General features: G+C 43.6%; 24 protein-coding genes and 1 other annotated feature. Of the genes, 9 read left to right on the plus strand and 15 right to left on the minus strand.

The window, feature by feature from the left end; all coding sequences use genetic code 11:
* The 4 genes from ACE1AQ_RS21340 to ACE1AQ_RS21355 all read left to right on the plus strand — a co-directional run bounded on the left by ACE1AQ_RS21340 (position 1) and on the right by ACE1AQ_RS21355 (position 5,060).
* Positions 1–1,311 (plus strand): mechanosensitive ion channel family protein, encoded by a 1,311-nt coding sequence (locus tag ACE1AQ_RS21340; RefSeq protein ID WP_008206420.1) that lies wholly within the window; start codon positions 1–3, stop codon positions 1,309–1,311.
* 348 nt (positions 1,312–1,659) lie between these two features.
* Positions 1,660–3,342, plus strand: a complete 1,683-nt coding sequence (locus ACE1AQ_RS21345) for an alpha/beta hydrolase (protein ID WP_008206417.1) — start codon at positions 1,660–1,662, stop codon at positions 3,340–3,342.
* A 404-nt stretch (positions 3,343–3,746) separates the two neighbouring features.
* Positions 3,747–4,298: a DUF2854 domain-containing protein gene (locus ACE1AQ_RS21350; RefSeq protein WP_008206414.1), complete on the plus strand. Its 552-nt coding sequence runs from the start codon at positions 3,747–3,749 to the stop codon at positions 4,296–4,298.
* On the plus strand, positions 4,299–5,060 hold the full coding sequence (locus tag ACE1AQ_RS21355) for a sulfite exporter TauE/SafE family protein (protein WP_110544482.1): 762 nt from the start codon (positions 4,299–4,301) through the stop codon (positions 5,058–5,060). It begins immediately after the preceding gene.
* 136 nt (positions 5,061–5,196) lie between these two features.
* Here the strand turns inward: ACE1AQ_RS21355 and ACE1AQ_RS21360 are convergent, their stop codons facing one another.
* Positions 5,197–5,865, minus strand: coding sequence for a hypothetical protein (locus ACE1AQ_RS21360; RefSeq protein WP_008206410.1), 669 nt, complete (start codon positions 5,863–5,865; stop codon positions 5,197–5,199).
* A 163-nt stretch (positions 5,866–6,028) separates the two neighbouring features.
* Between ACE1AQ_RS21360 and ACE1AQ_RS21365 the strand changes: the two genes are divergently transcribed.
* Positions 6,029–6,730 (plus strand): DUF3120 domain-containing protein, encoded by a 702-nt coding sequence (locus ACE1AQ_RS21365; RefSeq protein WP_008206407.1) that lies wholly within the window; start codon positions 6,029–6,031, stop codon positions 6,728–6,730.
* Positions 6,731–6,969: 239 nt separating this feature from the next.
* On the plus strand, positions 6,970–8,058 hold the full coding sequence (locus ACE1AQ_RS21370; RefSeq protein ID WP_110544479.1) for an adenylate/guanylate cyclase domain-containing protein: 1,089 nt from the start codon (positions 6,970–6,972) through the stop codon (positions 8,056–8,058).
* Between the two features lie 136 nt (positions 8,059–8,194).
* Here the strand turns inward: ACE1AQ_RS21370 and ACE1AQ_RS21375 are convergent, their stop codons facing one another.
* The 9 genes from ACE1AQ_RS21375 to ACE1AQ_RS21415 form a co-directional block, all read right to left on the minus strand.
* A complete protein-coding gene (locus ACE1AQ_RS21375; RefSeq protein ID WP_002781113.1) occupies positions 8,195–9,187 on the minus strand; it encodes a 30S ribosomal protein S1 in 993 nt (330 codons plus the stop codon).
* A gap of 232 nt (positions 9,188–9,419) precedes the next feature.
* On the minus strand, positions 9,420–9,935 hold the full coding sequence (nrdR, locus tag ACE1AQ_RS21380; protein WP_008206401.1) for a transcriptional regulator NrdR: 516 nt from the start codon (positions 9,933–9,935) through the stop codon (positions 9,420–9,422).
* Positions 9,936–10,071: 136 nt separating this feature from the next.
* The gene (locus tag ACE1AQ_RS21385) at positions 10,072–10,167 is read right to left on the minus strand and encodes a photosystem II reaction center protein T (RefSeq protein ID WP_071823417.1); all 96 of its coding nucleotides are present in this window, start codon (positions 10,165–10,167) and stop codon (positions 10,072–10,074) included.
* A 104-nt stretch (positions 10,168–10,271) separates the two neighbouring features.
* Complete coding sequence (rplL, locus tag ACE1AQ_RS21390; protein ID WP_008206399.1) at positions 10,272–10,664, minus strand: 50S ribosomal protein L7/L12; 393 nt, start codon at positions 10,662–10,664, stop codon at positions 10,272–10,274.
* Between the two features lie 43 nt (positions 10,665–10,707).
* Complete coding sequence (gene rplJ, locus ACE1AQ_RS21395; protein ID WP_008206397.1) at positions 10,708–11,256, minus strand: 50S ribosomal protein L10; 549 nt, start codon at positions 11,254–11,256, stop codon at positions 10,708–10,710.
* 36 nt (positions 11,257–11,292) lie between these two features.
* Positions 11,293–11,474, minus strand: a sequence feature (ribosomal protein L10 leader region).
* A gap of 288 nt (positions 11,475–11,762) precedes the next feature.
* Positions 11,763–12,434 carry a DUF4276 family protein gene (locus ACE1AQ_RS21400; RefSeq protein ID WP_106910012.1) on the minus strand — a complete coding sequence of 224 codons (672 nt, stop codon included), beginning with the start codon at positions 12,432–12,434 and terminating at the stop codon, positions 11,763–11,765.
* A gap of 4 nt (positions 12,435–12,438) precedes the next feature.
* Complete coding sequence (locus ACE1AQ_RS21405; protein WP_110544477.1) at positions 12,439–13,728, minus strand: AAA family ATPase; 1,290 nt, start codon at positions 13,726–13,728, stop codon at positions 12,439–12,441.
* A gap of 74 nt (positions 13,729–13,802) precedes the next feature.
* Positions 13,803–17,444: a cobaltochelatase subunit CobN gene (cobN, locus tag ACE1AQ_RS21410; protein ID WP_110544475.1), complete on the minus strand. Its 3,642-nt coding sequence runs from the start codon at positions 17,442–17,444 to the stop codon at positions 13,803–13,805.
* 269 nt (positions 17,445–17,713) lie between these two features.
* Positions 17,714–18,019: a hypothetical protein gene (locus ACE1AQ_RS21415; RefSeq protein WP_374809182.1), complete on the minus strand. Its 306-nt coding sequence runs from the start codon at positions 18,017–18,019 to the stop codon at positions 17,714–17,716.
* Here ACE1AQ_RS21415 and ACE1AQ_RS21420 point away from each other — a divergent pair.
* Positions 17,977–20,178, plus strand: coding sequence for an ATP-binding protein (locus ACE1AQ_RS21420; protein WP_110544472.1), 2,202 nt, complete (start codon positions 17,977–17,979; stop codon positions 20,176–20,178). The two genes, ACE1AQ_RS21415 and ACE1AQ_RS21420, sit on opposite strands and share 43 nt — an antisense overlap.
* A gap of 638 nt (positions 20,179–20,816) precedes the next feature.
* On the opposite strand, the gene ACE1AQ_RS21425 is transcribed toward ACE1AQ_RS21420, so the two are convergent.
* The 3 genes from ACE1AQ_RS21425 to ACE1AQ_RS21435 all read right to left on the minus strand — a co-directional run bounded on the left by ACE1AQ_RS21425 (position 20,817) and on the right by ACE1AQ_RS21435 (position 22,211).
* On the minus strand, positions 20,817–20,933 hold the full coding sequence (locus ACE1AQ_RS21425) for a photosystem I reaction center subunit VIII (RefSeq protein ID WP_004162778.1): 117 nt from the start codon (positions 20,931–20,933) through the stop codon (positions 20,817–20,819).
* Positions 20,934–20,989: 56 nt separating this feature from the next.
* On the minus strand, positions 20,990–21,472 hold the full coding sequence (locus ACE1AQ_RS21430) for a photosystem I reaction center protein subunit XI (protein WP_002737469.1): 483 nt from the start codon (positions 21,470–21,472) through the stop codon (positions 20,990–20,992).
* A gap of 328 nt (positions 21,473–21,800) precedes the next feature.
* Positions 21,801–22,211 (minus strand): universal stress protein, encoded by a 411-nt coding sequence (locus ACE1AQ_RS21435; RefSeq protein ID WP_008206387.1) that lies wholly within the window; start codon positions 22,209–22,211, stop codon positions 21,801–21,803.
* A gap of 163 nt (positions 22,212–22,374) precedes the next feature.
* On the opposite strand from ACE1AQ_RS21435, the gene ACE1AQ_RS21440 reads away from it, so the two are divergent.
* A complete protein-coding gene (locus tag ACE1AQ_RS21440; protein WP_008206385.1) occupies positions 22,375–23,583 on the plus strand; it encodes a phosphoglycerate kinase in 1,209 nt (402 codons plus the stop codon).
* Between the two features lie 186 nt (positions 23,584–23,769).
* On the opposite strand, the gene ACE1AQ_RS21445 is transcribed toward ACE1AQ_RS21440, so the two are convergent.
* Together ACE1AQ_RS21445 and opcA are read right to left on the minus strand one after the other, a co-directional pair.
* A complete protein-coding gene (locus ACE1AQ_RS21445) occupies positions 23,770–24,354 on the minus strand; it encodes a Uma2 family endonuclease (protein ID WP_008206384.1) in 585 nt (194 codons plus the stop codon).
* Positions 24,355–24,613: 259 nt separating this feature from the next.
* A complete protein-coding gene (gene opcA, locus ACE1AQ_RS21450) occupies positions 24,614–25,969 on the minus strand; it encodes a glucose-6-phosphate dehydrogenase assembly protein OpcA (protein ID WP_008206382.1) in 1,356 nt (451 codons plus the stop codon).
* On the opposite strand from opcA, the gene ACE1AQ_RS21455 reads away from it, so the two are divergent.
* The gene (locus ACE1AQ_RS21455; protein WP_374809186.1) at positions 25,958–26,092 is read left to right on the plus strand and encodes a hypothetical protein; all 135 of its coding nucleotides are present in this window, start codon (positions 25,958–25,960) and stop codon (positions 26,090–26,092) included. The genes opcA and ACE1AQ_RS21455 overlap by 12 nt on opposite strands.
* Positions 26,093–26,162: the final 70 nt, after the last annotated feature.

Genomic DNA, 26,162 nt, shown 5'->3' on the forward strand with positions numbered 1-26,162 from the left:
ATGAACAATAATATCCCCTCTCTTTCGGAAATAATTGCTAATCAATTATTATTTTTAGGACGCAGAAATGTTCAAAATCAATTAACGACTATTTTTCTTTCCTTAATTGTTGCTTGGTTATTATCAAAATGGTTATGGTCTTACTTAGAAAAAAGATTTCCTCACGTTACCAGTTTGATCCATAGTAAGGAAAAGTTAACCCTCCGTCAATATTTTGCTATCCTGATACAGTTTCTTAATTTTCCAGTTATTAGCCTGATTTTACTTAACCTAAATTATCTGATTTTTTTCGGTCAAAACTGGACAAGAGGAATGATTAGTTTATCCATAAAATTAATGTGGTTTTATTTAGTTTATCGTGGTTTATTAGCTGGATTATACGCCAGGTTCTCCGTCAAGACAATTAAATATTATCATTGGCGGCTTTTAGCACCTTTATTGGTATTATTCCTCCTGAAAACGATTATTAGTTTCTACAATAATATTAAGGAAATTGCTCAAGTATCTCCCTTTAATTTATTTAATAGTCCGATCACATTGAGAAGCATATTTATTTTGATAATAGCTCCCTATTTTCTGGTAATTATTGTTATTCTTATAGAGAGTATAATTCTGAGTATTACTAATTTAAATCAGCAAGCTAGTCGCGGTGAAATTGAAGCAACTTTACTGTTAGGACGTTATTTTTTCATTGTCTTAGGTTTTATTCTCATCTTGGGTTATGTGGGAGTTAATGCAACAGCAATAGCGGCAATTACTGGCGGTTTATCGGTGGGTATTGGTTTCGGTATGCAGCAAGTGGTCAGTAATTTTATTAGCGGTATTTTACTATTATTTGAAAAAGTTCTCAAACCCGGTGATATAATTAATATTGAAGGACAGACTTCTCAGGTAAAAAAGTTAGGTATTCGAGCCACAACAGTGCAAATCCTTACAGACAATTCCGAAAAAATTATTCCCAATCAAAAGTTTTTTACTGAGGATGTCACCACCTATACGGGTAGTGATAACTTGATTTATTGTTCAATTGTTATCGGAGTTGGTTATAATTCCAACGCACCACAGGTGATGAGTTTATTGCTAGACATTGCCGATCAACATCCTCACATACTTAAAAACCCGCAACCAGTAGCTTTTTTTCTTAATTTTGATCATTCTAGTTTAAACTTTGAATTAAAGTTCTGGTTGGATGATGTTAACAGGAAAAAGCGAGTAATTAGTGATGTTAATTGTGTTATTCTTGATAGGTTTACTCAACAGGGTATCGAGATTCCCTTCCCGCAGCAAGATATTCACATTCGCAATAATTAGCAATTTATCCCAGTCAAAAAACCTATCTGATTATTTTCATCTCAAAATATATCACTTTCACTTATTAAATTACTGTACTTATGATTATTTTTTAATGGTTTACATCTTGACATAAAAACAATTTTAATTTACAATCAGTCCTAGATAGTATATTGACAAATCCCCAATAATCTAGAACCAAAATCTTCCAGATTATTCTATGCTTTTAACAGGAAAATATCGAGGTTTTACTCATGATTTTTTATTCTAATTTACCTAGCAATTTATAAATGTTTGTTGGCTATAGAAATCACTCACTTTACCACTTTTTTCTTTTAATTGTTGTCATCTAACCTAACTCAACATCCCATGATTATCTCCCAGTTACAAAATCGTTTTCCTAGAAATAATCCCAGCCGTCGGCTGCGCGCTTTCCTCCTAGGTCTTTTCGCTGCGGGTATGACCGCTTTACCCCTAAAAGCCGCCGAAGAAATTGAATTTGTCTATACTCCCCTCGTCTTTTCCGTATCGGTAGCATCCCTAGAAACCTTTGCTAAAGAAGGAAAAATCGATGCTAATTTAAAAAGATTTCTGGCCAGAGCAACTCCCGAAGCAAGAGACAAATTTCGTGAGGCTTTATTAACAAAGATTGACATCAATCCTGTTTTACTATCCCGTTTTTTTAATAGTGTGATGGGTGCTGATATGCTCTCTCGTTTGGGTAAAGGCATCACCATTGAAGGGGGAATTAATGGTAAATATGCCCTGCGGGGTGCGATTGTTAGTGCCGCTTTCGAGCCGGGAGGATTAACCCTTTTAAATGTGCTGAAAAAATTCCCCAATAATATTCAGTTACAGGGGGAAGAAATCCTCGGATTAGCTAAAACCATCGATTATGCGGTTTATGTGGCGGAACTATTTATTAAAGATATGCGCCTCTGGACGGCTGAGGAAGCCGCTGTCGTTAAACCACCGATTAATTATACCAGTTTACCCGATCTGCGTCAGCGCGGTAGCTTTCAGGTAAAAAAAGAAGTTTGGAACCTAACCGATAGCAGTCGCAATCGCAGTTTATATGTGGATGTTTATATCCCGCAAACTTTCCGAGAAGGCAAAACACCTGTAATTATTTTTTCCCACGGATTAGCCTCACGACCGGAAGATTATGCCCAAGCAATTGAACATCTAGCTTCCTACGGATTTTTAGTAGCGGCACCGCAACACCCCGGCAGTGATACCCAATACCTACAAGGAATGTTAGGGGGGTATTATCGCAATATTTTTGATGGCAATGAGTTTATTAATCGACCCAAAGATATTAGCTTTGTCATCGATGAATTAGCCAGACGAAATGCTAGTCAATTTCAAGGTAAACTTGACCTCACTAATGTGGGAGTAGCGGGTCATTCCTTTGGAGGTTATACATCTCTAGCTGTTGCCGGCGCACAAATTGATTTTGATAATCTCGCCCAAGATTGTAATCGTCCTTACTCCGGGATTAATATCGCTATTTTACTGGAATGTCGCGCCCTGGAATTGCCTAGACAGGTCTATAATTTTCGCGATGAACGAGTCACGGCTGTCTTTGCAGCTAATCCCGTTAACCGCAGTATTTTTGGAGAAAAAGGTTTAAGTAAAATCTCGATTCCTGTCCTCTTGGGTTCCGGAAGTTATGACCCAGCAGCTAATCCGATTTTTGAACAGGCCATTCCTTTTACTTGGTTAAAAACCCCGGATAAATATCTGGCCATGGTCGAGGGACAAGCTCATGTAAATTTTACAGAATTGGATGCAGGAATGCAAAAAACCCTGGAGTCTGTGGTCAATATCACTTTACCCGATCAAAATTTAATCGAGGATTATGCGGGGGCTTTATTGGTGGCTTTTTTTGAAGTTTATATTGCCGATAATGAGAAGTTTCGTCCTTTTCTTCTGTCTAGTTATGCAGAATATCTCAGTCAGGGACAAAAGTTTAAATTAGACTTTATCACTGCCGCTTCTGACCAGAAATTATCTCAATTAATTGAGAAATTGCGAGTACATCGGCAATAGGCAATAGTAAAACTTAGGGTGCGTTAGACGGCAAAAATTCCTGACGCACCACCTAAGTAGGTAGGCACAATTATTTGTAGGATGGGTTAGCGGTAGCGTAACCCATGCGGGCGTTGGGTTTCATGCTTCAACCCAACCTACGTTTATTTTATATTTAATTCCACCCACCTACTTATCATCAACTAAGTAGCTAAAATACAAAGAACCAGAAGCCTGTGCCACTATCTAACAATTAATTCAGATTACTTACTGATTAAGTGGCAAGTTCGCCGCTTTCTTTTCACTGATGACTGATGACTGTTTACTGATAACTGAAAAATCTCCCCACTGCCCCTCTGCCAAAAAGATTCTTTTGAGTTGTATAATCTCTAAAGGATTAGCGTACTCAAGAAAAAAATTATTTCATGCTCAGAAAAATTAGACTATCATACTTTGGCTTAATTTTAGGCAGTATTTTAACGGTTATCGGGATTATCGGTTATGCCCAAGGTAACGCCACGGTCAATTTAGCGGGGTTTTTCTACGGATTACCGTTATTATTGGGAGGTTTAGCCCTAAAAGCTTCAGAAATCAAACCTATCCCCTTTAGTCAACCCACTAGCCCCGAAATCTTGCAATTGCGCCAACAACAGGCTACCGTCACCCAAACCAAACTTCGCAACGATGTCACCCGCTATCGCTACGGACAGGAAGTGCATCTGGATGAAGCTCTAGAAAAGCTGGGATTAAGCCCCACGGACGAGGAAAGACCCACTTTAGTGGCAATTCGTGAAACTGCTGTTGATTCCGCCTATTGTCTCACCCTAGAATTTGAATCGCCCCTTTTACCCCTAGAAAAGTGGCTGGCAAAACAGGAGAAAATCGAAAGATACTTTGGCCCAGGAATTAGAGCCGAAATTAAGCAAGTTGACGAGGAAAAAATTGATTTAGCCCTAATTACTGTCCCTAACGCCTAAATGCTCACGCCTATTCAGTATGGCTTCTTGGCAATCGCTGCGGTGGCTGCCGGCTTAATTAATGCTCTTGCCGGTGGCGGTAGTCTGATTACTTTTCCGACGCTGATGGCGGTGGGAATCCCACCGGTAATGGCAAATGTGACTAATACCGTCGCTTTATGCCCTGGTTATCTGGGGGCAACCCTCGCCCAAAAAAAAGACCTGCACGGGCAACAAAAACGGATTCGGTTATTACTACCATCGGCAGTTATTGGCGGCATTATCGGTGGTATTTTGCTGTTAAATAGCAGTGATCAAGTATTTGATCGCCTGATTCCTTTTCTGATTCTTTTAGCGGCGGCTTTATTGGCTTTTCAAGATACTTTACGCTCTTGGTTGCAGCGGCGACAGGGGGACAAGAATGGTCATATACCAGAAATTTTAGCGGTTTTACCCATCGCTCTCGCTTCAATTTATGGTGGTTATTTTGGAGCGGGCTTAGGTGTGATCGAGTTGGCAATTTTGGGCTTATTTCTCAAGGACAATCTCACGAGATTAAATGCTTTAAAACAGGTGCTTTCTTTGGTGGTTAACGTGGCGGCGGCTGGGTTTTTCCTCTTTTCTAATCAGGTGTATTGGTCGGCGGCGATAGTGGTAGCAATTGGCTCTTTAATCGGGGGTTTATTGGGGGGAAAACTAGCTAGAATTATCTCTCCTAGTTATCTGCGTCAGACCGTGGTAATTCTGAGTATTATTATCGCTACATTTTATTGGCTTCGTTAATAAAATGTTTGTTAATAAGGTGTTTTATTGATGGAGATTGATAGATTTTTTCCTAGTTCTAAAATCTGTTCTAATTGTCTCTATCTTCAGCTTGAGTTCAGAAGACCGGATAATCCCACCCAGCGGCTAGTTCATCCTAAAAAGATTGTCCCACTTCTAAGACTTTCGTTTGGCCGTTGCGAGACAAAATAACCTGTTGACTACCAACTTCCACTAAAGTCCAACCGTTGATAAATTCCCCGGGAGAAATACGCTTCGTTATCCCCTGATTATCAAATAAAGCTGAAGATTGATCGCCTAAATCCATCACCCCCACTAGGGTATTTTTCACCTGATTATTGGTAGGAATAACCGCGGCTGTCTGCCGATGCACTTGCGGGGCAGCTGGCAATGGTGGCGCGGAAATGTCGGGATTTGCGGGGGTAAGTGGGGCAATTTTGGCAGCCGTTTCAGGGGTTTGGGGATGAACGGGAACGTAAATTCTTTCTATTATCCTAGGACTATTATTCACCGGTAAATTAGCGGGGGGTGGTGGTGGAACTGTGGCTACCGGAGAAGGGTTATTTTGGGGATCAGGATCAGGATCGGGGGAGGAAGTTTGACCTTGGCGATCAATAATAGCAAGGGATGATTGCAGATAGGCGATAAATTTTTGATCTTCCCGGTAAATCGTGCCATTTTGAGAGATAGGGGCGTTTTTTTGACTGATTAGCCATGCCACCACCCAACCTAGATAGACGCAAGCAATGACAAAAATCACTTTATCTAGGGGCATTCTGGGATTTTCTTGATCGCCCGCCGCCATATTTTTTTCACTCCTCGATCGCTGCTGTCGTTTCGATTCTAACAGGATAGCGCATTGCCAAAAACAATTTTTTAATTTACCAAAATCCCCCTAGGGGGGATATAGTAGAGAGAGAATGATGTATCTTGATATAAGTAAAGTTTTGTAACAATTCTGAAATCCTTTGCTCAACTCTACCCTAGTCCCCGCCAATCCCGATCGCCTGAAACCCCTAGTCCCTAACTGGGAAAAATGTCAATCCGTCTTTTGGACAGCAGCATTTCTGGTATCAGTCCCCGTGTTCCTGCAAGCACCCCTAGTGCGCTACTATCCCGAAATTAGTCTAGGTTTAACCGTTTTCTGGGTGGGGTTAGGGATTTGGCTGCTCAAACAAGCAAAAATCAGTCTTTGGGGAGATTTACTTTTGGGCTTTAGTTGGAGTTGGTTAGCAGGTTCTCTGTACTGGGGTTGGTGGCGTTGGCAACCTTTGATCCATCTTCCCATGGAAGCGATCGGGCTGCCCTTTGCTCTCTGGGGATTATACAAAGGTCGCGGCAAAGTCGGTAATCTTTTCTATCTGGGTTCTTTGTTAGGAACCGCCATCACCGATGTATATTTCTATCTAACGGGACTAATTCCCTACTGGCGACAACTAATGACCGTGGAACTAGACCCCAACCTAGTAGCGCCGATATTTCATAACGCCTTGGCCCAAATTCAGACCCCCTGGGGTATCAGTTGGGCGATCGTGCTGCTCAACCTGCTCCTGGCGATCGGTATCTATCCTTTGCAAAAACGGGTCTGCCATTGGTGGGCATTTAGCGGGGCCGTATTAAGTACAATTTTAGTCGATGGTTTATTTTGGATTACCGCTTCTCTGGCCTAAGAGTTTTCTTAGCTAAACTTCTTAACATTCACTCACTGGATAAATTTTGCTGATAGATTGCCCCCAACCCATTCCAGGTAACGGTTGTAGCTGGAATGAGCAATTTTTATTACGGTTAAGAATTGTAATTGCTTCTCTCAGAAAAAATCAATTCTTGAAAATGTTCTCAATAATCAAGGTTTTTCGGAAAAACATCCTGGGCAAATGTAACAATAGATAAAAGTACAAATATCTGCGGAATGTTCGCTGTAGAATATGTAGTTACCCCCACCTATATTATTGCCGCTTATGTACCCGTGGATATACTAGGACAAAACCCCTATCTACTACTCCATACCGAGAAGGGACAACGTTTTTTCCCTCTCGTGAGTAGAGCTTACTGGACAATCGGACGGAGCAAAGACAACGCTATCGTGATAAAAGATAACTGTATCTCTCGTAGTCATGCTATTTTGCAGTCCACGGAAACAGGAGATTTTTATCTGATCGATCTCGGTAGTCGCAATGGAACCTTTGTCAATGGCCGAAGGGTATCTATTCCCGTGACTATCCATGACCAAGATCGGATCAGCTTTGGCAAAACCGAAGTGCAGTTCTATTGTCCTACTCCCAGTAACAGGGGCAAGCAACCGCGCAATTTAGAATGGGATACCCTCACCTCCCCCGTTCATGAACGGCGCTTAACATCGGTGATGGTGGTGGATATGCGGAATTTTACGGCTTTAACGAGGCAATTAGACGAAAAAGTGCTTTCTTCTCTGATTGGAAGTTGGTTCCGCCATGCCGGGAATATTATCCGCAGTTCCGGCAGTTGGGTAGATAAATATATTGGTGATGCGATCATGGCCATCTGGTTTCACGGCCAACAGGAAGTCAATCAAGAGGATATCCTGCAAATTTTCCAAGCAATTACGCAACTATGCAACATGACCCGCACTTTAAGTCAAGAATATCCCTTACCCTTCCAATTACGCATCGGTGCGGCAGTGAATACCGGTTATGCCATGGTGGGCAATACTGGCAGCGGTGAACATCCAGATTATACGGCGATTGGCGATACAGTTAACGCCGCTTTCCGTTTAGAGTCAGCTACTAAAGAAATAGCTAGGGATTTAGCTATCGGAGCAACTACCTACAGCTATCTCACCGGCTTACCCTATCTCCACCAAGCTTTCGATCAACATACCGTCAATCTGAAAGGATACGACGATAACACTATTACCTACGGAACCACTTTTGATAACTTGGATCGTTTCCTCGACGCCAACAGTAGTGAGGAGATGACTGGAATTACAGGAGTTGCCAGCCGTGTCGGTTTTGAAGATTGAAAGTGAACGGGTGGTTGGCAGACGTTTCAGCGATCAGTGATCAGTGAAAAGACAGTAGGAAACTTCTATTTAATACTGTACACTTAAAACTCAAATCTGATAACTGATAACTGACGACTGATAACTGATAACTGACCTATTCCTCGGTGGCAGCGAGAACTAAATCTTCCTCCTCCAAGGCGGGGGGAACTTCAATTTCTGCCACTACTTCCGAAACAGTCCGTCCTTCCGCTTCCGCTAGACGTTTTTCTCGGTATTTAATCGCCATTTCTTCGGCTTTTTCAAACACTAACGGGCGATTTTTGAGCATATCTCCCGGTTCTGGTTCTAATTGTTTAGTCGAGAGGGAAATGCGACCTCTTTCGGCATCGAGATCGATAATCATCACTTTTAACTCATCATTGACATTGAAAACCGTGTGGGGGGTGTCAATGTGATCGTGAGAGATTTCGGAAATATGCAGTAAACCACTGACTCCACCGATATCGATGAAAGCACCGTAGGGCTTAATTCCGCGCACGGAACCGATTACCACCTGTCCCACGGCTAAACCGTTCATCTTCCGTTCCACTAAAGCGCGACGATGACTTAAAACCAGACGGTTGCGATCCTCATCCACTTCTAAAAACTTTAAGGGCAATTCCTGACCGACTAAATCCTCTTTCGCCTCTCTGGTGCTAATGTGAGAACCGGGGATAAAGCCGCGGAGACCTTCAATCCTGACTAATGCCCCACCACGGTTAGTGGCGAAAACATTCGAGCGCACGGTAGCATCTTCTTTTTGCAATTGACGCACCCGTTCCCAAGCGCGCATATATTCAATGCGACGGATCGATAGGGTTAGCTGTCCATCTTCATTCTCGTCGGTAAGAATGAAAAATTCCCTGGTTTCGTTGGGTTGTAAAACTTCTTCAGGATTATCGACGCGGTTGATCGACATTTCCTGCACGGGGATAAAAGCGGCGGTTTTAGCACCGATATCGATGAGCGCTCCCCGGGGTTCCATGCTGAAAACAGTCCCGGCGACAACATCTCCCGGACTGAAATGATAATCGTATTTGTCTAGAAGGGCGGCAAAATCTTCATGGGTAAAGCCTATGTTTTTGTTTGCGGTTTTTTGGGTGGTCATGTACGTTGTTTGGGCCTCGGAATTTCCGTAGGTTTTTCCTCCTATGTGATGTACAGTTTCTAAATAAAGGAGATGCCTCCCCATTTAGTTTCTAGGCAGGGCCTAGGGGATGAACTGCCGCATCCAGCTTTCTTGCTGGCAATCTGCCTCAAGAATGACTTTTAAGAATCTAACCAGAGCTTGGGCTTTAAACAGCACAAGGGATCCTAATTATAACTGAATCGGGAACTATTTAAGACGAGGTGATCACGCTGGCTTCTTCCACTGGAGACCAAGAAGGATGAGCGCGTTCGATTTCGGAGGATTGCAGCAGCGCTAAAGCGGCGATAAAGTCTCTAATTCCCTGAAAATTGCCGTAAACCGAAGCAAAGCGCACATAGGCAACTTCCGATTCTTGCCGGAGGTATTCTAGGGCTAATTGACCGATCTCCTGACTGGTTACTTCCCGTTTTGAGTCTTGCTGCAGACGGGATTCGATATCATTGACGATCGCCTCTAATCTTGAGGGGGGAATGCCAGTTTTTTCACAGGCCCGGACGATACCGCGCAGCAGTTTGCAGCGATCAAAAGATTCCCGTTTACCATCTTTTTTAATCACTGTGATCGCCACGAATTCGATGCGCTCGTAGGTAGTGAAGCGATGTTTACATTGTAAGCATTCACGACGACGACGAATGCTCTGACCGTTTTCCGAGGAACGAGACTCTAAAACGCGACTATCGGTATGCTGACAATTAGGGCATTGCATAGGAGGCGCTCGGTGAGGGGAACCTTTAATTTAAGCCTTTAAATAGGAAAACCAGAGCCGCTAACCTGCTTTTGACAAGCGGGCGGCTCGGGAAAAAAATTATTAACGTGAACTACTCTCAACGGAGTTAAGAAATTTACTTTTGAATCCGAGGCGGTTCCCGAAAGGCGATGGCGAAGAAAATTACCGCCAAAGCCATAGTTAAAACCAAAATGTAAGCGACGCTCTCCATGGTTAGACATCCTACAAGATTGCTATGACAATCCTATAGTATCAGGAAACGAGCTTTTCGGCTCGTCTGGGGATCTAGATTACATCCCCAGAATCAGTGGCGATCTATTTAACGCTAACTTTTGCGCCGGCATCTTCCAGTTTTTTCTTGATGGCGGCGGCATCATCTTTGTTGGTGCCTTCTTTAACCGCTTTGGGAGCGGCTTCTACTAGGTCTTTCGCTTCTTTGAGTCCTAAACCGGTCAATTCGCGCACTACCTTGAGGATAGCAATTTTCTTGTCGGCGGGAACTTCTTCGAGAACAACGTTAAATTCGGTTTGTTCTTCCACAGCTTCAGCGGCGGCCGCGGGAGCAGCCCCGGGGGCAGCCATAATTATGCCACCGGCCGGAGCAGCGGCGCTAACTCCGAAGGTTTCTTCGATGCCTTTGACTAATTCCGCAGCTTCTAAGAGGGTCAGGGTTTTCAGTTTTTCTAAGATTTCAGCTACAGCAGACATGGGTTAGACTCCTAATTGTTTTAAGTGAGCGATTGGCGCGGTCTTAAGCCGCTTCTTTTTCTTCTTGACGGGCCACGGCATCGACGGCACGGGCCAAAGATGCGGGAACTTCGTTGATGCTGCGGGCCAGTTTGGTGGCAATGGCGTTGATTGCCCCGGCGACCTGAGCGATTAACTGTTCTTTTGACGGTAAGTCAGCGATCGCCTTGAGCTGCTCTTCTGTCAACAGTTGACCTTTTGTCCCTTCTTTGAGGACACCGCCGCGCAATTCGGTTTTTTTGCTTTCTTTTTTGAACTCTTGATAGGCCTTGAAAGCTCCACCAATATCTTCTTTTACCAGCAGAAAGGCGGATGTTCCCGATAAAAGGCTTTTCATCGGTTCCCAGCCACTATCTTCAGCAATTGCCAATCCCATCAAAGTGTTTTTGGTGACTTTACAAATCGTTCCTGTGGGGCGCAATTTGCGGCGTAGATTGCTGATTTCAGCGACGGTTAAACCTTGATAGTCGATGACCATCGTTAATTGAGCTTCGCTAAGGGAGGTTTTTAATTCTTCTAGAATTACTCCCTTGCTTTCTCTGCTTCTCCCCATCCCTTGTTCACCTCCTGTACGCGGGGGACTGGTTCCAGAGGCGCAAAAATAACCCCTTGTAGCGCCGGGGTTGAGTGGAGAGAATTCAGTTCAGGCACGACCAAGACAGAAAATATCTCTCTCTTTAGTCTTTTTGGCCGCTGTTTTCTCGCTTTGACCTCGGCAGGGTATTTAAGCTGTTTCGCCCCTGCTGTCTTTGGCTTAAGCCAGTTCCTTATTATAACATTATTGCGCTTTTTATGTCAAGCCTTGATAAGGAACGAACAGGCGATCGCAGATAAAAACCGGTTGAGGTTGAGGTTTTCTCTGGCCCTAAGTCGTCCCAGAGACTAAGCTGAAACAAACCCGATCCCTAGGCTTGTTTACAGTACGCCCCAATGTCTCTAGATTTTTTGCTCCGTTATTTTTGGAGAAATATCTAAATGACATTTTGGGCGCACGCGGTGCGCCCCTACCATTGTCGCCATAATATTATTTATTGTAGGGGCGAATTGCATTCGCCCTCTTTATCTTGATTCTTCCTGACTGAGATGACGTAGTTTATCTCGAAAATAGCCAAAGCTGGGCGATCGATTAATATCCACACTCATCTGAGGAGAAATATTTTCTGCCCAGACTGTTTTCTCTTGACCCACAGAAGCTCCACCTAACTTAGATAATTGTTTCGCTCCACCTTTATATACAGCATCTGCCAGTTTTTCCCAAGTACCACAGATACTATCATTAATATAGGAATCCAAGACAGCACTTTTGGCCTGGGGATAAGCAATTTTTATGGCATTAATATCACCTAAATACCAAGCTTCTCCCTCTTCAATAGCAATACAGAAGTAAATTTGGGATTGGATAGCAGATTTTTCCAGACAATTGCTTAATTCTTGTCGAAATTCTCGAAAACATCGATTATCCAGATCGCCAACCACAATCAGCACAGCAGCATAATTATCAGGGTAACTAGAAAAAGTTTTATCATATCCTTGAATCAGTTTAGGTAGTCGCTCAAGAAGAATCCGTTTGCTAGGATCGGAAACAGACTGTAAGTCTCTGGGAATATGACCACTGCCTTTATAGGAATGAACCCTAAATGTATGACCTGCATTCATGTCAATAATCTTAGGAATTAGAATATCAAGTGCTTTTTTTCCCGACAAATCCTCGACCAAAATTTCAAAGTGCATGACCTTATCTCTCATCTAAGTAATCACTATACCAAAGACTACCAAGGGTCAATCCTTCTGAGACGAGATTCTTGATTAAGGGATTGTCACTGGCCCGTTTAATCCGAGAAAAACCATCATCACCCTTTTCCAGAATCCAAACTTCTTCTGGCTGGAGAGCATCAACAAAATAAGGTTGATGAGTGGTGATAAAAATTTGAGAACTTCCTCTCTGTCCTGTGGCGTGTTTTCTAAATTCTTGAGCCAAGGTTTCTAATAGTTTATGGTATAAGCCGTTTTCTGGCTCTTCAATACAGATAAATGGCGGTGGAGAAGGGTCTTCTAACAGTAAGAGATAGGCGAATACTTTTAAAGTACCATCGGACATTTGCTGTACATAAAATGGGTCTTGGAATCCCCGATCATTAAATTTTAATAATAGTCGATTATCGGGACTTTTTTCGGTGCTAATTTTTTCTATACCCGGTATCTTACGAGAAATACTATTAAGTATATTCTGAAATTTCTTGGAATGCTCTCTTTCCATAAACTGCACCACATTACCGAGATTATCTCCATGGATATTCAAATGTTTCTGTGGTCCGGCTAGGGGCAAACTTCTGGCCGCATCGGGAGTAAAATAGCTGAGATACCATCCCTCAATAAATCTCCGAAATAGGGAAATTCTCGAATGCTGTTTGAGAGAACCTAAAGTAGCAATTCCTAGTTTGCGCTTATCATTCAGTTCCACTAACTCGGTTTCCTTGCTTTCCTCATCAGCTTCTTGTTGAATTTTTTCTATTAACTTAAGTAAATCAAAATGGTCTTGACCTTCTTCTACTTGTTTTCCTTCTTCTTCTCCTTTCCAGACGATTCCTTTCCCCTCATCGAGGAGTAAAAATGAAAAAGGCCATCCGGTCTTTTGACCTTTTCTTCTCTGTCTGAGTCTTTCTTTTTTTACATAAGGTCTATTATCCGTATCTAGATCAATAGCTAATTCATAGGTAATTGGTCGGGAATTGTAATCTTCTTTGTAATAAATCTGAAATTCAATGCTTCCTTCCTGACCCTGGGAACGAAGACGCTCAAACCCGCCCCGACCTCGCGCATCACAAGCTTCTTCTACTCCTCCTTTAAGACAATCAGATAAAAAACCGAAGGCATCAAAAAGTGTGCTTTTTCCCACACCATTTTTGCCGATAACGGCCGTCATCGGTGTCAGAGAATCTCGATTTTGAGTATTCCATAACTTGCCCAGGGTTATATCCTTGAGCGCTCGATAATTTTTAATCCTCAATCCCTCAATTCCGGCCATTATTTAGTCCCGTTTCTCATTACTAAAGTAATTTGAGCAATTTCTTGATAGATTGATTCTAGACCAGTTATCAATTACTGACCCGATTCGATCGCTCCTTCGGCCTCATGGACAATTGCCCTCAATCGATCTAAAGTTTTCTGGTCCACCTGGGTCCATAATCCCCGTTGTTGAGCTTCTAATAATCTTTCGGCCATATCTCGCAATGCCCAGGGGTTTTTCTCCTGAATAAATTGTTGTACCTTGTCGTCAAATAAATAAGCTTCGGCTACTCCCTGATAGATAAAATCCTCCACCAGATGAGTAGTGGCAGAGTAGGCAAAAATATAATCTACGGTCGCAGCCATCTCGAAAGCGCCTTTATAGCCGTGTCGCATCACTCCCGCTATCCATTTGGGATTAACCACTCGCGAGCGGTAAACGCGGCGAATTTCTTCCTCTAGGCTTCTGATGCGGGGATTTTCCGGACGGGAATGATCACCAAAATAGGTGACGGGATTTTTGCCGGTTAAAGCCCGGACACTGGCAGTTAAGCCGCCTTGAAACTGATAGTAGTCATCGGAGTCGAAAATATCGTGTTCCCGATTGTCCTGATTGTGCAGCACTATCTCTAATTCTTGCAGTCTATTTCTCAATACTTCCGGTAAAGAATGGGCAGTTCCTTGGCTATCATAGGCATAACAACTCCAGTTAATATAAGCATTAGCTAAGTCTTGATCATTTTGCCAGTTTTGTGACTCGATTAACCCCTGTAAACCGGCCCCGTAAGCACCAGGTTTGCAGCCAAAGATTCTGGCAGTAGCTCTCAGTTTCGCCTCTTTTTCTCCTAAGCCCTGACTTAGCCAAAACTCCCTCTCTGTCTTCACTTTCGCCGCTAAAGGATTAATTTTTTCCTCTTCCTCTTGACAAGCTACCGCATTTATGCAAGAATTAAGAAGATGTAGTATGCTGGGGAAACTGTCCCTAAAAAAGCCCGATACCCGAACAGTCACATCAATACGAGGACGGCCTAAGCTAGACGGGGTAAGGATTTCAAACCCGACCACCCGACGGAAAAAACCATCCCAAAGGGGACGAATTCCCAGTAAAGCCATGGCTTCGGCCACATCTTCGCCACTATTTCTCATCGTCGAAGTTCCCCAGATAGAAATCGCCAAAGTGCGGGGATATTCGCCATTTTCTTGGGTATAACGTTCAATTAGTGCCTCTGCGGCCTTTCTTCCCACTTCCCACGCGGTTTCTGTGGGGATTGCGCGGGTATCGACAGAATAGAAATTTCTGCCGGTGGGGAGAACATCGGGACGGCCGCGGGTAGGAGCGCCAGAAGCACCACTGGAGACGTATTCGCCAGCGAGACCTTTTAAGAGATAGATAAGTTCATCGGGGGTTTGTTTTAAAGCAGGAATTAACTGATTTTCTAGCCAAACCAATTCTTTTGCCGTATTTTCGCCTACAGGTTCAATTTTCCGGCTAATTAAATCCTGAGCGAGACCTTCCAGATAAGTAGTAGTATCGTTATATTCCGTCAGGGGGTCGCAGTCGAGATGGAGATCAAGGGCGATCGAACGGGTTAAACCGGGGCGGTCGGGACTGGGAGAACGGGCAATCGATTGAATTAAATCAATTAACTGCTGACCCTGGGGACATTGACCGAAGATATGTAAACCGTCGCGGATTTGTGCTTCCTTGAGTTCACAGAGATAACCATCCACGAGGGTGAGAAATTGACTAAAGGAGGCGCTGGTCGCAACGCGCTCGCTACGCGAGATCGTGCCTAGCTCTCGATCGAGATTAGTTTTCGCCACCAGATCGTTAATCCGCTCGCGAATCAGAGCTAAACGAGAAGGATCAAGAGATTCTGCCTGATAATATTCATCGATGAGGGACTCTAACTTTTCCCAATCCCCATACAATTCCGCTCGCGTCATTGGGGGGGTGAGATGGTCGATGATAACAGCTTGGGAACGTCTTTTAGCGCTGGACCCTTCTCCGGGGTCATTGACAATAAAAGGATAAAAATTCGGCAGCGACGAGAAAGCAATTTCGGGATAACAATGGGGAGAAAGAGCGAGACTCTTCCCGGGTAGCCATTCTAAATTGCCGTGTTTACCGAGATTAATCACGGCAGTGACTTGGAATTCCTGTCGTAACCAATGGTAAAAAGCGAGATAGCTGTGGGTAGGTTCCAGGTCGGGGGAATGATAATTAAGAGTCGGGTCAAGGTCATAACCGCGAGAAGGTTGAATACCGATAAAGACATTACCTAACTGGATGCCGGGGATAGGAAAATCCTTGTCTGGATGTCCCCAACGGTCAAGCAGAGCGCTTTGATTATCGGGGGGAAGGGAGGAGAAATAATCTAGATATGCTTCTAGGGAGAGAGATTGATAGATAGGTTTTAATTCCCTTGTCTCCAAGTCATTAGTGATACCGGAAATAAGCAATCGCATTAATTCGTCGCTATGGTCGGGGAGGTCGGTGAGGGTATAACCTTGGGTTTGTAATGCGCGAAGAATTTCTAAACCACTAGCGGGAGTATCTAAACCGACTCCGTTAGCGATACGACCATCCTTATTGGGATAGTTGGGGAAAATGAGAGCAATTTTTTTCTGGGAGTTGGGAAGGGAGGAGAGTTGACAATAGTTTGCGGTTAAATCAGCGACAAAATCAACCCGGTGGGGGAGGGGTTGATAGATAACTATTTCCGTTTCTAGTTTCGGATGTCGGGTGAGGACAGATTTAAAGGAAATAGCGCGGGTGATAATTTTGCCATCCATTTCCGGTAAAGCGATATTCATGGCCACATCCCGGGGGGAAAGACCTTGATAACCCTGTTGATAAGCTTCTAAACTGCTGCTGCTGAGGATTACTTGGAAGATGGGTTTATTGAGGGACTGCCAGAAGTGATGATTTTGTTTGTCTTCCGGTCGCTGGATAGAGAAGCTAGTGGTGTCGAGAATTAGGTCTGGGGGATGGTGGGAAAAGAGGGTTAATAGTTCCTCTTGCACTTCGATTTCCCGGAGAGAGGAGAGAAAGATGGGGACAGTTTCAATGTTTCTTTGGGTGAAAGCACTGATTAAAGCATCGATAGCTTTGGTATTACCCGCGAGATAATGGGAACGATAGAAAAGTATCCAAGTCCGTGCTTGGGGTTGGGATAGGGTTGTCTGGGAATAGATTCCCAACCTAGGGACAACCCCAGGAGGAGAGGGAAGATAGTCGAGATGGAGACAGGTATGCGCGATAAATTTAGCAGCATTAATCCAGTTATCTATCCCTGCTTCCGTGAAATAGCACCATAACTGGTTAACAGTAGTCAGGGAAGCAGTGGAATGACTCATCAACTCTAAATCCGGTTTATCCTCTCCCGGGAGGACAAATAAAGTCGCACCAGTTTCCTCGACAATTTCCTTAACTACTTCCAACCCGTAGGACCAACTCCCCCGTCCCCCCAATAAGCGAAGAATAATCACCCTTGCTTGGGATAGTACCTTGTCCCCATAGTTATCAATACTGTATTGCTGTTGTAACTGGGATAAATTGAGGGCGCGAATTGCGGGAAAATTATCCGGTAGATGGTCGATAGCTGCCGCTAGAGTTTGAATATCGGTATCAGCCATGGTGAGGAGAACAATCGGGGCCGGATTTTGGTCAATAACAATCACCCCTTCGGTATCTGCTGTCCAACCACCCGCTTGGGGAGCAATTCGGTGCATAAGTTTTGAGAGTCAGGTTAAATAATGATTAGGTTTCGGGAATCGGGGTCTCGATCGAGGGATCATTGTTGGGTAGATAGAGATGATTATATCTGTCTGCGGCAATTTAAAGAACAGGGAATAGGTGTTAGGGGATAGGGATTAAGAAAAATCTTCACTAAAACCCCAACACCCTAAAACCCCAACACCTTACTGATGACTGGGGTGTAGCGAAGTGGGGAAGTGGGGGAATTTCAACTAAAACCCTAAAACCCTAAAACCCTAAAACCCTAAAACCCTAAAACCCCAACACCCCACCACCCTATCTCCTGCCTCCTGCCTCCTGCCTCCTGCCTCCTGCCTCCTGCCTTCTGATAACTGATAACTGATAACTGATAACTGATAACTGGTAACTGATAACTGATAACTGATAACTGATAACTGATAACTGGTAACTGATAACTGATAACTGATAACTGATAACTGATAACTGATAACTGATAACTGATGACTGATAACTGATAACTGATAACTGATAACTGATAACTGATAAATGAATGCTTCTCCCGCTTATGTTTGCTGTCAAGTGTTATCATCTACTCACCTCGAACAAATTCGTTCTTGGTGGGGACAGTTGACGCTACAGGTGACAGTGCCGAGGATTAGTCTCAGTGAAAGAGAGCTGCCCCTAAAGACGGGGGAAATCTATCAACTCTTGCTTTCCACCGACCTACAAGCTTTATTGTTAGCCAGTCCCCAAGAGCATGGTTTTGAGTACGAAGTCCGCATTAGTTTTGAAGCGAACACGATTAAAAATTTTCTGCAAGGACTGGCTGCCAAGTCTCTCCACCACCCGAAAATTGAGCAGGGTTATCAAATTTTAAATCTGCCTGTGTCCAATAATGTCAGCAGTTTTCAAAATAAAATTTTAGTCAAAATTCTCTCGATAATTTCTTCTCCGGCTGCTGAGGTGGGTTGTCCCCGCATCTTCTCCGTTTGTCAACCGGTAGAAGCTGCCCTATCCCAACAAATCGAACAGGAAAGATTATTAAACCAAGTCATCACCCAAATGCGTCAGAGTCTGGAGTTACCGGTGATTCTGGAAACCGTGGTCAGGGAAGCGCGGGAATTTTTGCAAGTGGACCGATTGTTAATTTATCAATTTTTCCCCGGTATCGGTGAGGGAAAGGGAAAAATAACTTCCGAGTCGCGCATTTCCGACCAGATAAATTCCGTGTTAAATTTAACCCCCGAAGACGATTGTTTTTCCTATATTCCCCAATACAAGGAAAAGTATCGTCAAGGATTAATTCTGGCCGTGGATGATGTGGATGTTAACTATTCTTCTTCCTTCTGTTTGTCCGAATTTTTGCGACAACACCAAGTGCGATCAAAATTAATCGCCCCGATTGTGGTACAAGAAGAATTGTGGGGTTTATTAATTGCCCATCAATGTGGAGAAAAACGCCGATGGTTGCCGCAAGAAAAGAAATTTTTAGGTCAGATTGGAGAACATCTCGCTATCGCTATCTACCAAGCGCAATTATATTCTCAAGTACAGGAACAAAAAGATATTTTTGAGCGCCGGGTAATAGAAAGAACCCAAGAATTACAAGATACTTTAATGGCCGCAGAAGCCGCTAACCTCTGCAAAAGTGAATTTTTAAATAATATGAGTCATGAGTTATTAACTCCCCTAACTTGTATTATCGGTTTGTCCAGTACCCTGCAAAAATGCTCAGCAGCCAATAATTTTTTACCCCCCGACAAACAAAAAAACTATCTAAAAGTTATTCATAATAACGGCAATAAACTATTAGAATTAATCAATGACTTGCTTAATTTCTCGCAAGTTTCGGCAGGAAAAGCCGTTTTAGATATTAAACAATTTTCGCTAAAATACCTCTGTAATCACGTTTTAGACATTATTAAAATGGAGGCAGAAACTAAAGAAATTAACCTGATTTTAGAGATGAAAATCACCGAAAAAGAGCATTATTTTTACGCCGATTATGATCGAGTTCAGCAGATACTTTTGTACTTGTTAAAAAATGCCCTGAAATTTACCCCCGAACAGGGTGCTGTCACCCTGAGACTGTGGAAAGAAGGCAGCCAGGTCATTTTTCAAGTAGAGGACACGGGCATCGGCATTCCTGCTCAAAAAATACCGCTTCTGTTTGAAAAATTTACCCAATTGGATGGCTCCCGCAAACGTCGTTATGGTGGTATGGGATTAGGATTGGCTTTAACTAAACAATTAGTGGAACTGCATCGCGGCACGATCGAGGTAGAATCTTGCTTAGATAAAGGTTCCATCTTTACCGTTCGTTTACCTCAACAAAAGCCACCTAAATCCCAACCCCAACCCTCGGATCATAATCCCCATTTTAATCACCACCATCCCACGATAGTTTTGATTGAAAGTGACGAAGAAATTGCCAATCTTATTTGTGAGTTATTGATGGTGGCACATTATCAAGTTATTTGGTTAATCGATAGTGTCTCCGCTATCAAAAAAATTGAGATCGTGCAGCCAAGTATTATAATTGTTGATCGAAAAATGCCCGATATATATCATCTCTGTCATCTTTTAAAAAAATCCAGTCAAACTCAAGCCAGTAAAGTGCTAATCTTGAATGATACCCCCGAAATCAGCGTTAATTTCCTCGGTCGTCATGGCATTGATGACTATCTCCTCAAACCCATTCAACCCTCCCTCTTGTTGGAAAAAATCCGCTATCTAACCGCTTTATAAGTAGGGTTTGCGGCAAAAAGTTTTTCGGTGGGGGTAGGGGTGTATCTCATACTAAATCCTGTTTAAAAAGTATAGGATAGTGGGGTGTGGGGTGTGGGGAGAAACAATTCATAACTTGAGAGTTAATCACACTATTAAAAAGGGATTTGGTATCATTTTTGTCAATCTACTAATTTGGGATTTTTCAGGGGAAACTTTCTCCTAAAATTGGGCGTTACTTTCGGTTTTATCACTCAATCCAAGCTTTTGGGGGGTTCTACCCCCCAAACCCCCCGCGCATTAGGTTAACTGTGAGATGCTTACACGCGATTGTTCATATTTTTGTACTAATTTAAGAGTCACTGATAATTCTAAATCCGGTTATTAAAGACTGATTATTTATCCCCCCTTTTGCCTTTTGCATGAGTGCCTTTTGCCTATCTTCATAAGTAGCCTATACTCAACGGATTTAGTATAATTGCTGATTGTCGGTATTTCTGCAAATGTGGGATGCACCCTGGCCCCAGGGTGTGGGGTGTAGGGTTTTACCCATTTTCATCTGGTCAATTTTTTCCTTTTTCCTCAGAAAATAGAGCTTGAAAACTAACTATTAAATAGCTAATTTTCAAGCTCTTAATTGTAGGAATCCTAGAGCTAAATTAGGATTCACTCTCGATATAGATAAATAACAACCCCATAACCACGGCTGGCATTAACCAACAGACGATCGGGATTAAAATCCAAGGCAGATAAGAAGCTGCGTAGTCACCAGTCATGTCAAACGCTCCTAGTAAAAAAATAAGGAAATGATAACAGGGAAAACAAGGGTTAATTATTGATTAAAAACCCCGCGCATGATGCCATCAACGACACCAAGATTTTCTAGGAGGAAATAGGCCACAAAAGCACCACCCATACCACCAATAAAGAAACCAGCGGCGAATTGACTCCAACCCTCGGAGGATTGCAGAGGATCACCACTAGCGGCCTTACCTTGGAAAGAGACAAGACCATAACTAGCTAAACAACCCGTAGCCAAGAGAACCATGGCCAAAGCGGGGATTAAGCCGCCGAGATTAGCGTATTCCGAGTCTCTCAGGGGACCCAGGACAACCCAGGGACCACCGAGGAAATAACCGTGGGCCATACCCACTTCTAGACCGCGCAGAATCGGAGCTAGACCGGGACGATAGGCAGGTAAGTTACCAATAAAAGCTTTGGTAAAACCAGAAGCGGAAATGGGGGTAGCTAGATGACCAATGAACGGATCATCATTGTAGGGTGTCACCACCTGTTTGTATCCAGTTTCAGCCATTGTGTTTGAGTTCTCCTTTTTCCGATCAACAGGAAAATTGATCATAAAACTTTAAGATTACACTTTAGGCCTAAGAATTACTTCAAGCAACCCCATCGATCGAGTTTTCAAGGGTTGACGGCTGAAACTCTCACAATTCGTTACATTTCTCTCAGAAGACAGGAGTGGGGAGTGGGAATTATGAATTATGAATTATGAATTAGGGAGTGGGGAGTGGGGGAGATGGGGAGCTTTGTTTCAGTGTTGCCAAAGGCACGGCGTAGCCGTCCAGTAAACAGTGAACTGACAACTCACATCTGATCACTGATCACTGATAACTGCTCACTGATTAAGGGATAATCAACACTGGACAGGGGGCAAGGTTAATAACTTTGGTGGTGACGCTTTCGGACACGCCTTCGCTGGTTAATCCTAAACCGCGACAACCCATAACGATCAGGTCGGCATTAACTTCATCGGCCACATCACAGATGACAAAAGAAGGCATTCCCTCCCTTTCAATCATTTCCGCCTTGATGCCAGCTTGGGCGAAAACGGCCTGCGCCGATTGTAACAATCGATCCACCGCTTCGATCGAACTCATCTTATCGTCGGGGGCAATTTCTCCGGTGGCTGTCGTTTCCACCACCGACAATAGGACCAAACGACTGTCAAAGATTTTGACTAATTCGATCACACTACTGGTCGCGTCACGACTTTCGCGGCTGTGGTCAATGGGAAATAAAATCGTCTCAAACATAATTAGCAAGTCTCTCCAATCAAATTTTTCTGGGCAAATCAGTCTTGGAACTGCAAAACTGATCCCCAAATCTGAAATAATCTTTGTCAAAGTAATTGCCGCAAGTAGCGATACCCTGATTTAATCTTTATTGTACGGTAAGCAATCTAGGAGGTTATGGGCTGTGCCAAAAAAAACAGTAGCGAATTTGACAGAAGCCGATTTAGCGGGCAAACGGGTCTTAGTCCGGGTCGATTTTAACGTTCCCATGGACAAAGCCACCGGGGCAATCAGCGATGATACCCGCATTCGGGCAGCACTACCAACGATTGAGGATTTAATCAAAAAAGGGGCTAAGGTTATTTTATGCAGCCACATGGGTCGTCCCGACGGTCAAGTTAAAGAAAATTTGCGTCTGACTCCTGTGGCTAAACGTCTCTCGGAATTACTGGGCCAAGAAGTAGTCATGTGTCCCGATTGTATTGGTGAGGGAGTTACGGCAGCGATTAGCCAAATGTCTAACGGTCAAGTGGCCCTTTTAGAAAATCTGCGTTTCCACGGTGAAGAGGAGGCAAATGATCCCGATTTTGCCAAAAAATTAGCCGCTAATGCCGATTTATACGTTAATGATGCTTTTGGTACCGCCCACCGCGCCCACGCTTCTACGGAAGGCGTTACCCACTATCTCAGCCCCTCGGTGGCGGGTTATTTGATTGAAAAAGAGTTAAACTACCTACAAGCAGCTATTGAAACTCCCCAACGTCCCCTAGCGGCGATTATCGGCGGTTCTAAGGTTTCTAGTAAAATTGGCGTGATTGAAACTTTATTGGAAAAGTGCGATAAACTGCTCATCGGTGGCGGTATGATCTTTACTTTCTACAAGGCCCGCGGTTTGAATGTGGGGGGGTCTTTGGTGGAAGAAGACAAACTGGAATTAGCTAAATCCCTAGAGGCAAAAGCTAAAGAAAAAGGGGTGGAATTCCTCCTTCCTACCGATGTGGTCTTAGCGGATAAATTCGATAAAGATGCCAAGTCCCAAATCGTCAAGGTCGAAAATATTCCCGATGGTTGGATGGGATTGGATATCGGTCCGGATTCGGTGAAAGTTTTCCAAAAAGCTTTATCTAGCTGTAAATCTGTCCTCTGGAATGGCCCCATGGGGGTGTTCGAGTTCGATAAATTTGCGGCGGGTACAGATGCGATCGCTCACACTTTAGCCGATTTAACTGCTACAGGTACAACTACCATTATCGGTGGTGGTGACTCGGTAGCGGCGGTGGAAAAAGTGGGAGTGGCGGAAAAAATGAGCCATATTTCCACCGGTGGTGGCGCTAGTTTGGAATTACTCGAAGGGAAGGTTTTACCCGGTATTGCCGCTCTCGATGAGGCCTAATTATCTCTAATATCTCAGGTTTAAACAAGGTGGGTCCTGGCCCGCCTTTTTTTATGAATTATGAATTATGAATTATAAATTATGAACTATAATACCAAATCTGGTTATTAAAGACTGATTATCTATAGCCTCTATTACCTATTGCCTGTCCTGATATGTAGCCTATACTCAACGGATTTAGTATCATTAGGATACTTCAATCGCAGTAAAATCCACTCGCTGATATAAATCTGTCAGGGATATTTGAAAATCTAGAGAAAACAAAGTTAAAATCGCTTCTTGAGCGTGATAATCCCGAAATGCCCAATGATCGCCTCTTTTATGAAACTGTTCTATATAATAACCATATTGATCGATTAAAATATATTCTTCAAAACTATCAAGAGAGCGATAAAACTTAAACTTATCACCCCGATTATAGTCTTGAGTAGATTTTGATAAAACCTCGATAATCACCTGTGGATTGGTAATCGTATCGGTGCGTCCTCTTTCGAGAATTGGTTCCCCCTTAACGATCATAATATCGGGATAGGTGTACATATTATAGGCGGGTATGGCCAAGCGTAGATCGTTGATAAATATATCATAGGCTTGATTCTGGATAGTTAAGGGAAATTTTCTACAGAAATTCAAGGCAATGCGATTATGGTTAGGAGTTCCCCCAGTCATAATAATAATTTCTCCATCTCGATACTCGTGTCTGTCGGTGGCAGTTTCCTCTAGTTGAAAGTATTCTGCGACTGTGTAGCGTTTCTCAGTGGTTGCGACCATATTGCCCCCTTGAAAGCAAAGCTCTGTCTTTATGATAACCTGTTTTCTGAAAAGGTAAGTAGCTGGTTATAATTAAATTAAAAATGGATTTTAGGTTAGATCCCCCCTGCCCTACTTGATAAGGGGGGTGTCTGATAATTTTTAACGCCTACCTACTTACAATTATCGGTTTTAATTAAGTGCTGACTGCCGTATAAATATTGAGAGACCTTGTTAACAAGGTCTCTTGAAAGTTGGCGGGATTATTGTTGCTAATTTCCTAATCCGGTTGGGATAATTTGAGGATAGCGCTAGTGACTTTCATGCTTTCTTGATAAAGCACGTCCTGGCCCCAACGCTGTAACTGTTTACCTAGCAGAGTTTCTGTTTTTTGGTCTTCCAGATGGGACACTTGTTCAACGCGGCAAGATTGGGCCCCTCCCGAAGCTTCCATCCGCATACAGCCGGTAGTTCCCGAACAAATTACCGTACAACAATCGGCCTGAAGATTAGTAGAACTGAGTTTAATACTAATCAGATCCCCTTGTACTTCACCCCAATCGGCCACGGGAACACCGGCTAATTCCGCCTCAATTAAACGCTGGTCTTGACCGAGGAAGCTAATCCGATGAATAGCGTAATCTCCCGACCGGTGACTATATCCCACCGGTCGCCATTGTAACCGGCTGGCCATCCAACCGAGGAACATAAAAGCTTGGCAAGGATTGCCCTTTTCGTAATCAATAGTGATGCGATCGACTTCCAGAATAGCATCCCGGCGCTCCGGGGGATCGAAAGCCTCGGCGGTTAGTTCTTGCCAAGGAGCGAGACGACTCCAGTTCAGGTCAGCTAATGGTACATCTGTTGCTAATAAATCTCCCACTTGCAGCAGTTCCGTTTCCGGTTCCCGAAAAGTGCTGGAATCGACGATAATCGTATCACATTGACTGGCCAGACGTTTAAATAGTCCATATTCGCCATCGGGACTGGCTTTCCACCAGAGAAATTTGGGCAAACTGGGAATAGTTAACTCGGAAATAATGCCGCCAATTCGTTCCAAGGCTTCCGCTGTACCGCTTAAAGTGACGTATTCACAGCAAACTAAAGTGTTCTGACTACGTTTGTTAACGGGACAATAGGCAGAAACGGAGGCTTTTACCCCTTCATCGGCCTCGGCGGTGGGACAGAGGGTAATAATGCGACAGGGATTGGAGGCAGCGATCGCATCTGCCACTCCAATCGCATCTAAATCGGCGGCGTATTGACGATGATTAGCCCCATCCTCGGCGTTTTTTTCCGCTTCCCAGGCCGCCCTTAACCTGGCGACAAATTCATCGCTAGAAAGCCCAGTTACTTCTAGTTCTAGGTCCTTCTGGGCGACTTTGATGGCGGCGTGGGTCCGCGGACCGGCAATACCATCAATCGGGCCGGTGTAATAGCCGAGAAGGGTTAACAATTCCTGTACCGCGTCGGGTTCATAGACAATAAAGCTAAAGGTGGTGGCCCGGGTGGCGGCCATACCATCCTCATTATTATTATAGGATTGCCAGATATCGCGCAGTTCCTGCTCGATCACATCGATGGAAACATCTTTCGGTGCTTGCAGGGAGACAATGGGGGGGCTTTGGGTGGTCATGTCAGTTATCAGTTATCAGTTATCAGTTATCAGTTATCAGTTATCAGTTATCAGTTATCAGTTATCAGTTATCAGCTTCTGAAGGCAAGAGGCAACAGGCAAGAGGCAAAAGACAGAATCTGACAATTCTCCTACCTAAAAAGAAGGTTAGAAACTAAGCTCATCAAAGCTTTTAGCTTAACCAATTAGGTCT

Origin of the sequence: Microcystis sp. BLCC-F209, from assembly GCF_041928595.1 — a bacterium.
Lineage (GTDB): Bacteria > Cyanobacteriota > Cyanobacteriia > Cyanobacteriales > Microcystaceae > Microcystis.

Coding starts and splice junctions, on each gene's coding strand:
- ACE1AQ_RS21340 (WP_008206420.1), top strand. CDS start 1: ATGAACAATAATATCCCCTCTCTTTCGGAAATAATTGCTAATCAATTA.
- ACE1AQ_RS21345 (WP_008206417.1), top strand. CDS start 1,660: ATGATTATCTCCCAGTTACAAAATCGTTTTCCTAGAAATAATCCCAGC.
- ACE1AQ_RS21350 (WP_008206414.1), top strand. CDS start 3,747: ATGCTCAGAAAAATTAGACTATCATACTTTGGCTTAATTTTAGGCAGT.
- ACE1AQ_RS21355 (WP_110544482.1), top strand. CDS start 4,299: ATGCTCACGCCTATTCAGTATGGCTTCTTGGCAATCGCTGCGGTGGCT.
- ACE1AQ_RS21360 (WP_008206410.1), bottom strand. CDS start 5,865: ATGGCGGCGGGCGATCAAGAAAATCCCAGAATGCCCCTAGATAAAGTG.
- ACE1AQ_RS21370 (WP_110544479.1), top strand. CDS start 6,970: ATGTTCGCTGTAGAATATGTAGTTACCCCCACCTATATTATTGCCGCT.
- ACE1AQ_RS21375 (WP_002781113.1), bottom strand. CDS start 9,187: ATGACCACCCAAAAAACCGCAAACAAAAACATAGGCTTTACCCATGAA.
- nrdR (WP_008206401.1), bottom strand. CDS start 9,935: ATGCAATGCCCTAATTGTCAGCATACCGATAGTCGCGTTTTAGAGTCT.
- ACE1AQ_RS21385 (WP_071823417.1), bottom strand. CDS start 10,167: ATGGAGAGCGTCGCTTACATTTTGGTTTTAACTATGGCTTTGGCGGTA.
- rplL (WP_008206399.1), bottom strand. CDS start 10,664: ATGTCTGCTGTAGCTGAAATCTTAGAAAAACTGAAAACCCTGACCCTC.
- rplJ (WP_008206397.1), bottom strand. CDS start 11,256: ATGGGGAGAAGCAGAGAAAGCAAGGGAGTAATTCTAGAAGAATTAAAA.
- ACE1AQ_RS21400 (WP_106910012.1), bottom strand. CDS start 12,434: ATGCACTTTGAAATTTTGGTCGAGGATTTGTCGGGAAAAAAAGCACTT.
- ACE1AQ_RS21405 (WP_110544477.1), bottom strand. CDS start 13,728: ATGGCCGGAATTGAGGGATTGAGGATTAAAAATTATCGAGCGCTCAAG.
- cobN (WP_110544475.1), bottom strand. CDS start 17,444: ATGCACCGAATTGCTCCCCAAGCGGGTGGTTGGACAGCAGATACCGAA.
- ACE1AQ_RS21420 (WP_110544472.1), top strand. CDS start 17,977: ATGAATGCTTCTCCCGCTTATGTTTGCTGTCAAGTGTTATCATCTACT.
- ACE1AQ_RS21415 (WP_374809182.1), bottom strand. CDS start 18,019: ATGATAACACTTGACAGCAAACATAAGCGGGAGAAGCATTCATTTATC.
- ACE1AQ_RS21425 (WP_004162778.1), bottom strand. CDS start 20,933: ATGACTGGTGACTACGCAGCTTCTTATCTGCCTTGGATTTTAATCCCG.
- ACE1AQ_RS21430 (WP_002737469.1), bottom strand. CDS start 21,472: ATGGCTGAAACTGGATACAAACAGGTGGTGACACCCTACAATGATGAT.
- ACE1AQ_RS21435 (WP_008206387.1), bottom strand. CDS start 22,211: ATGTTTGAGACGATTTTATTTCCCATTGACCACAGCCGCGAAAGTCGT.
- ACE1AQ_RS21445 (WP_008206384.1), bottom strand. CDS start 24,354: ATGGTCGCAACCACTGAGAAACGCTACACAGTCGCAGAATACTTTCAA.
- opcA (WP_008206382.1), bottom strand. CDS start 25,969: ATGACCACCCAAAGCCCCCCCATTGTCTCCCTGCAAGCACCGAAAGAT.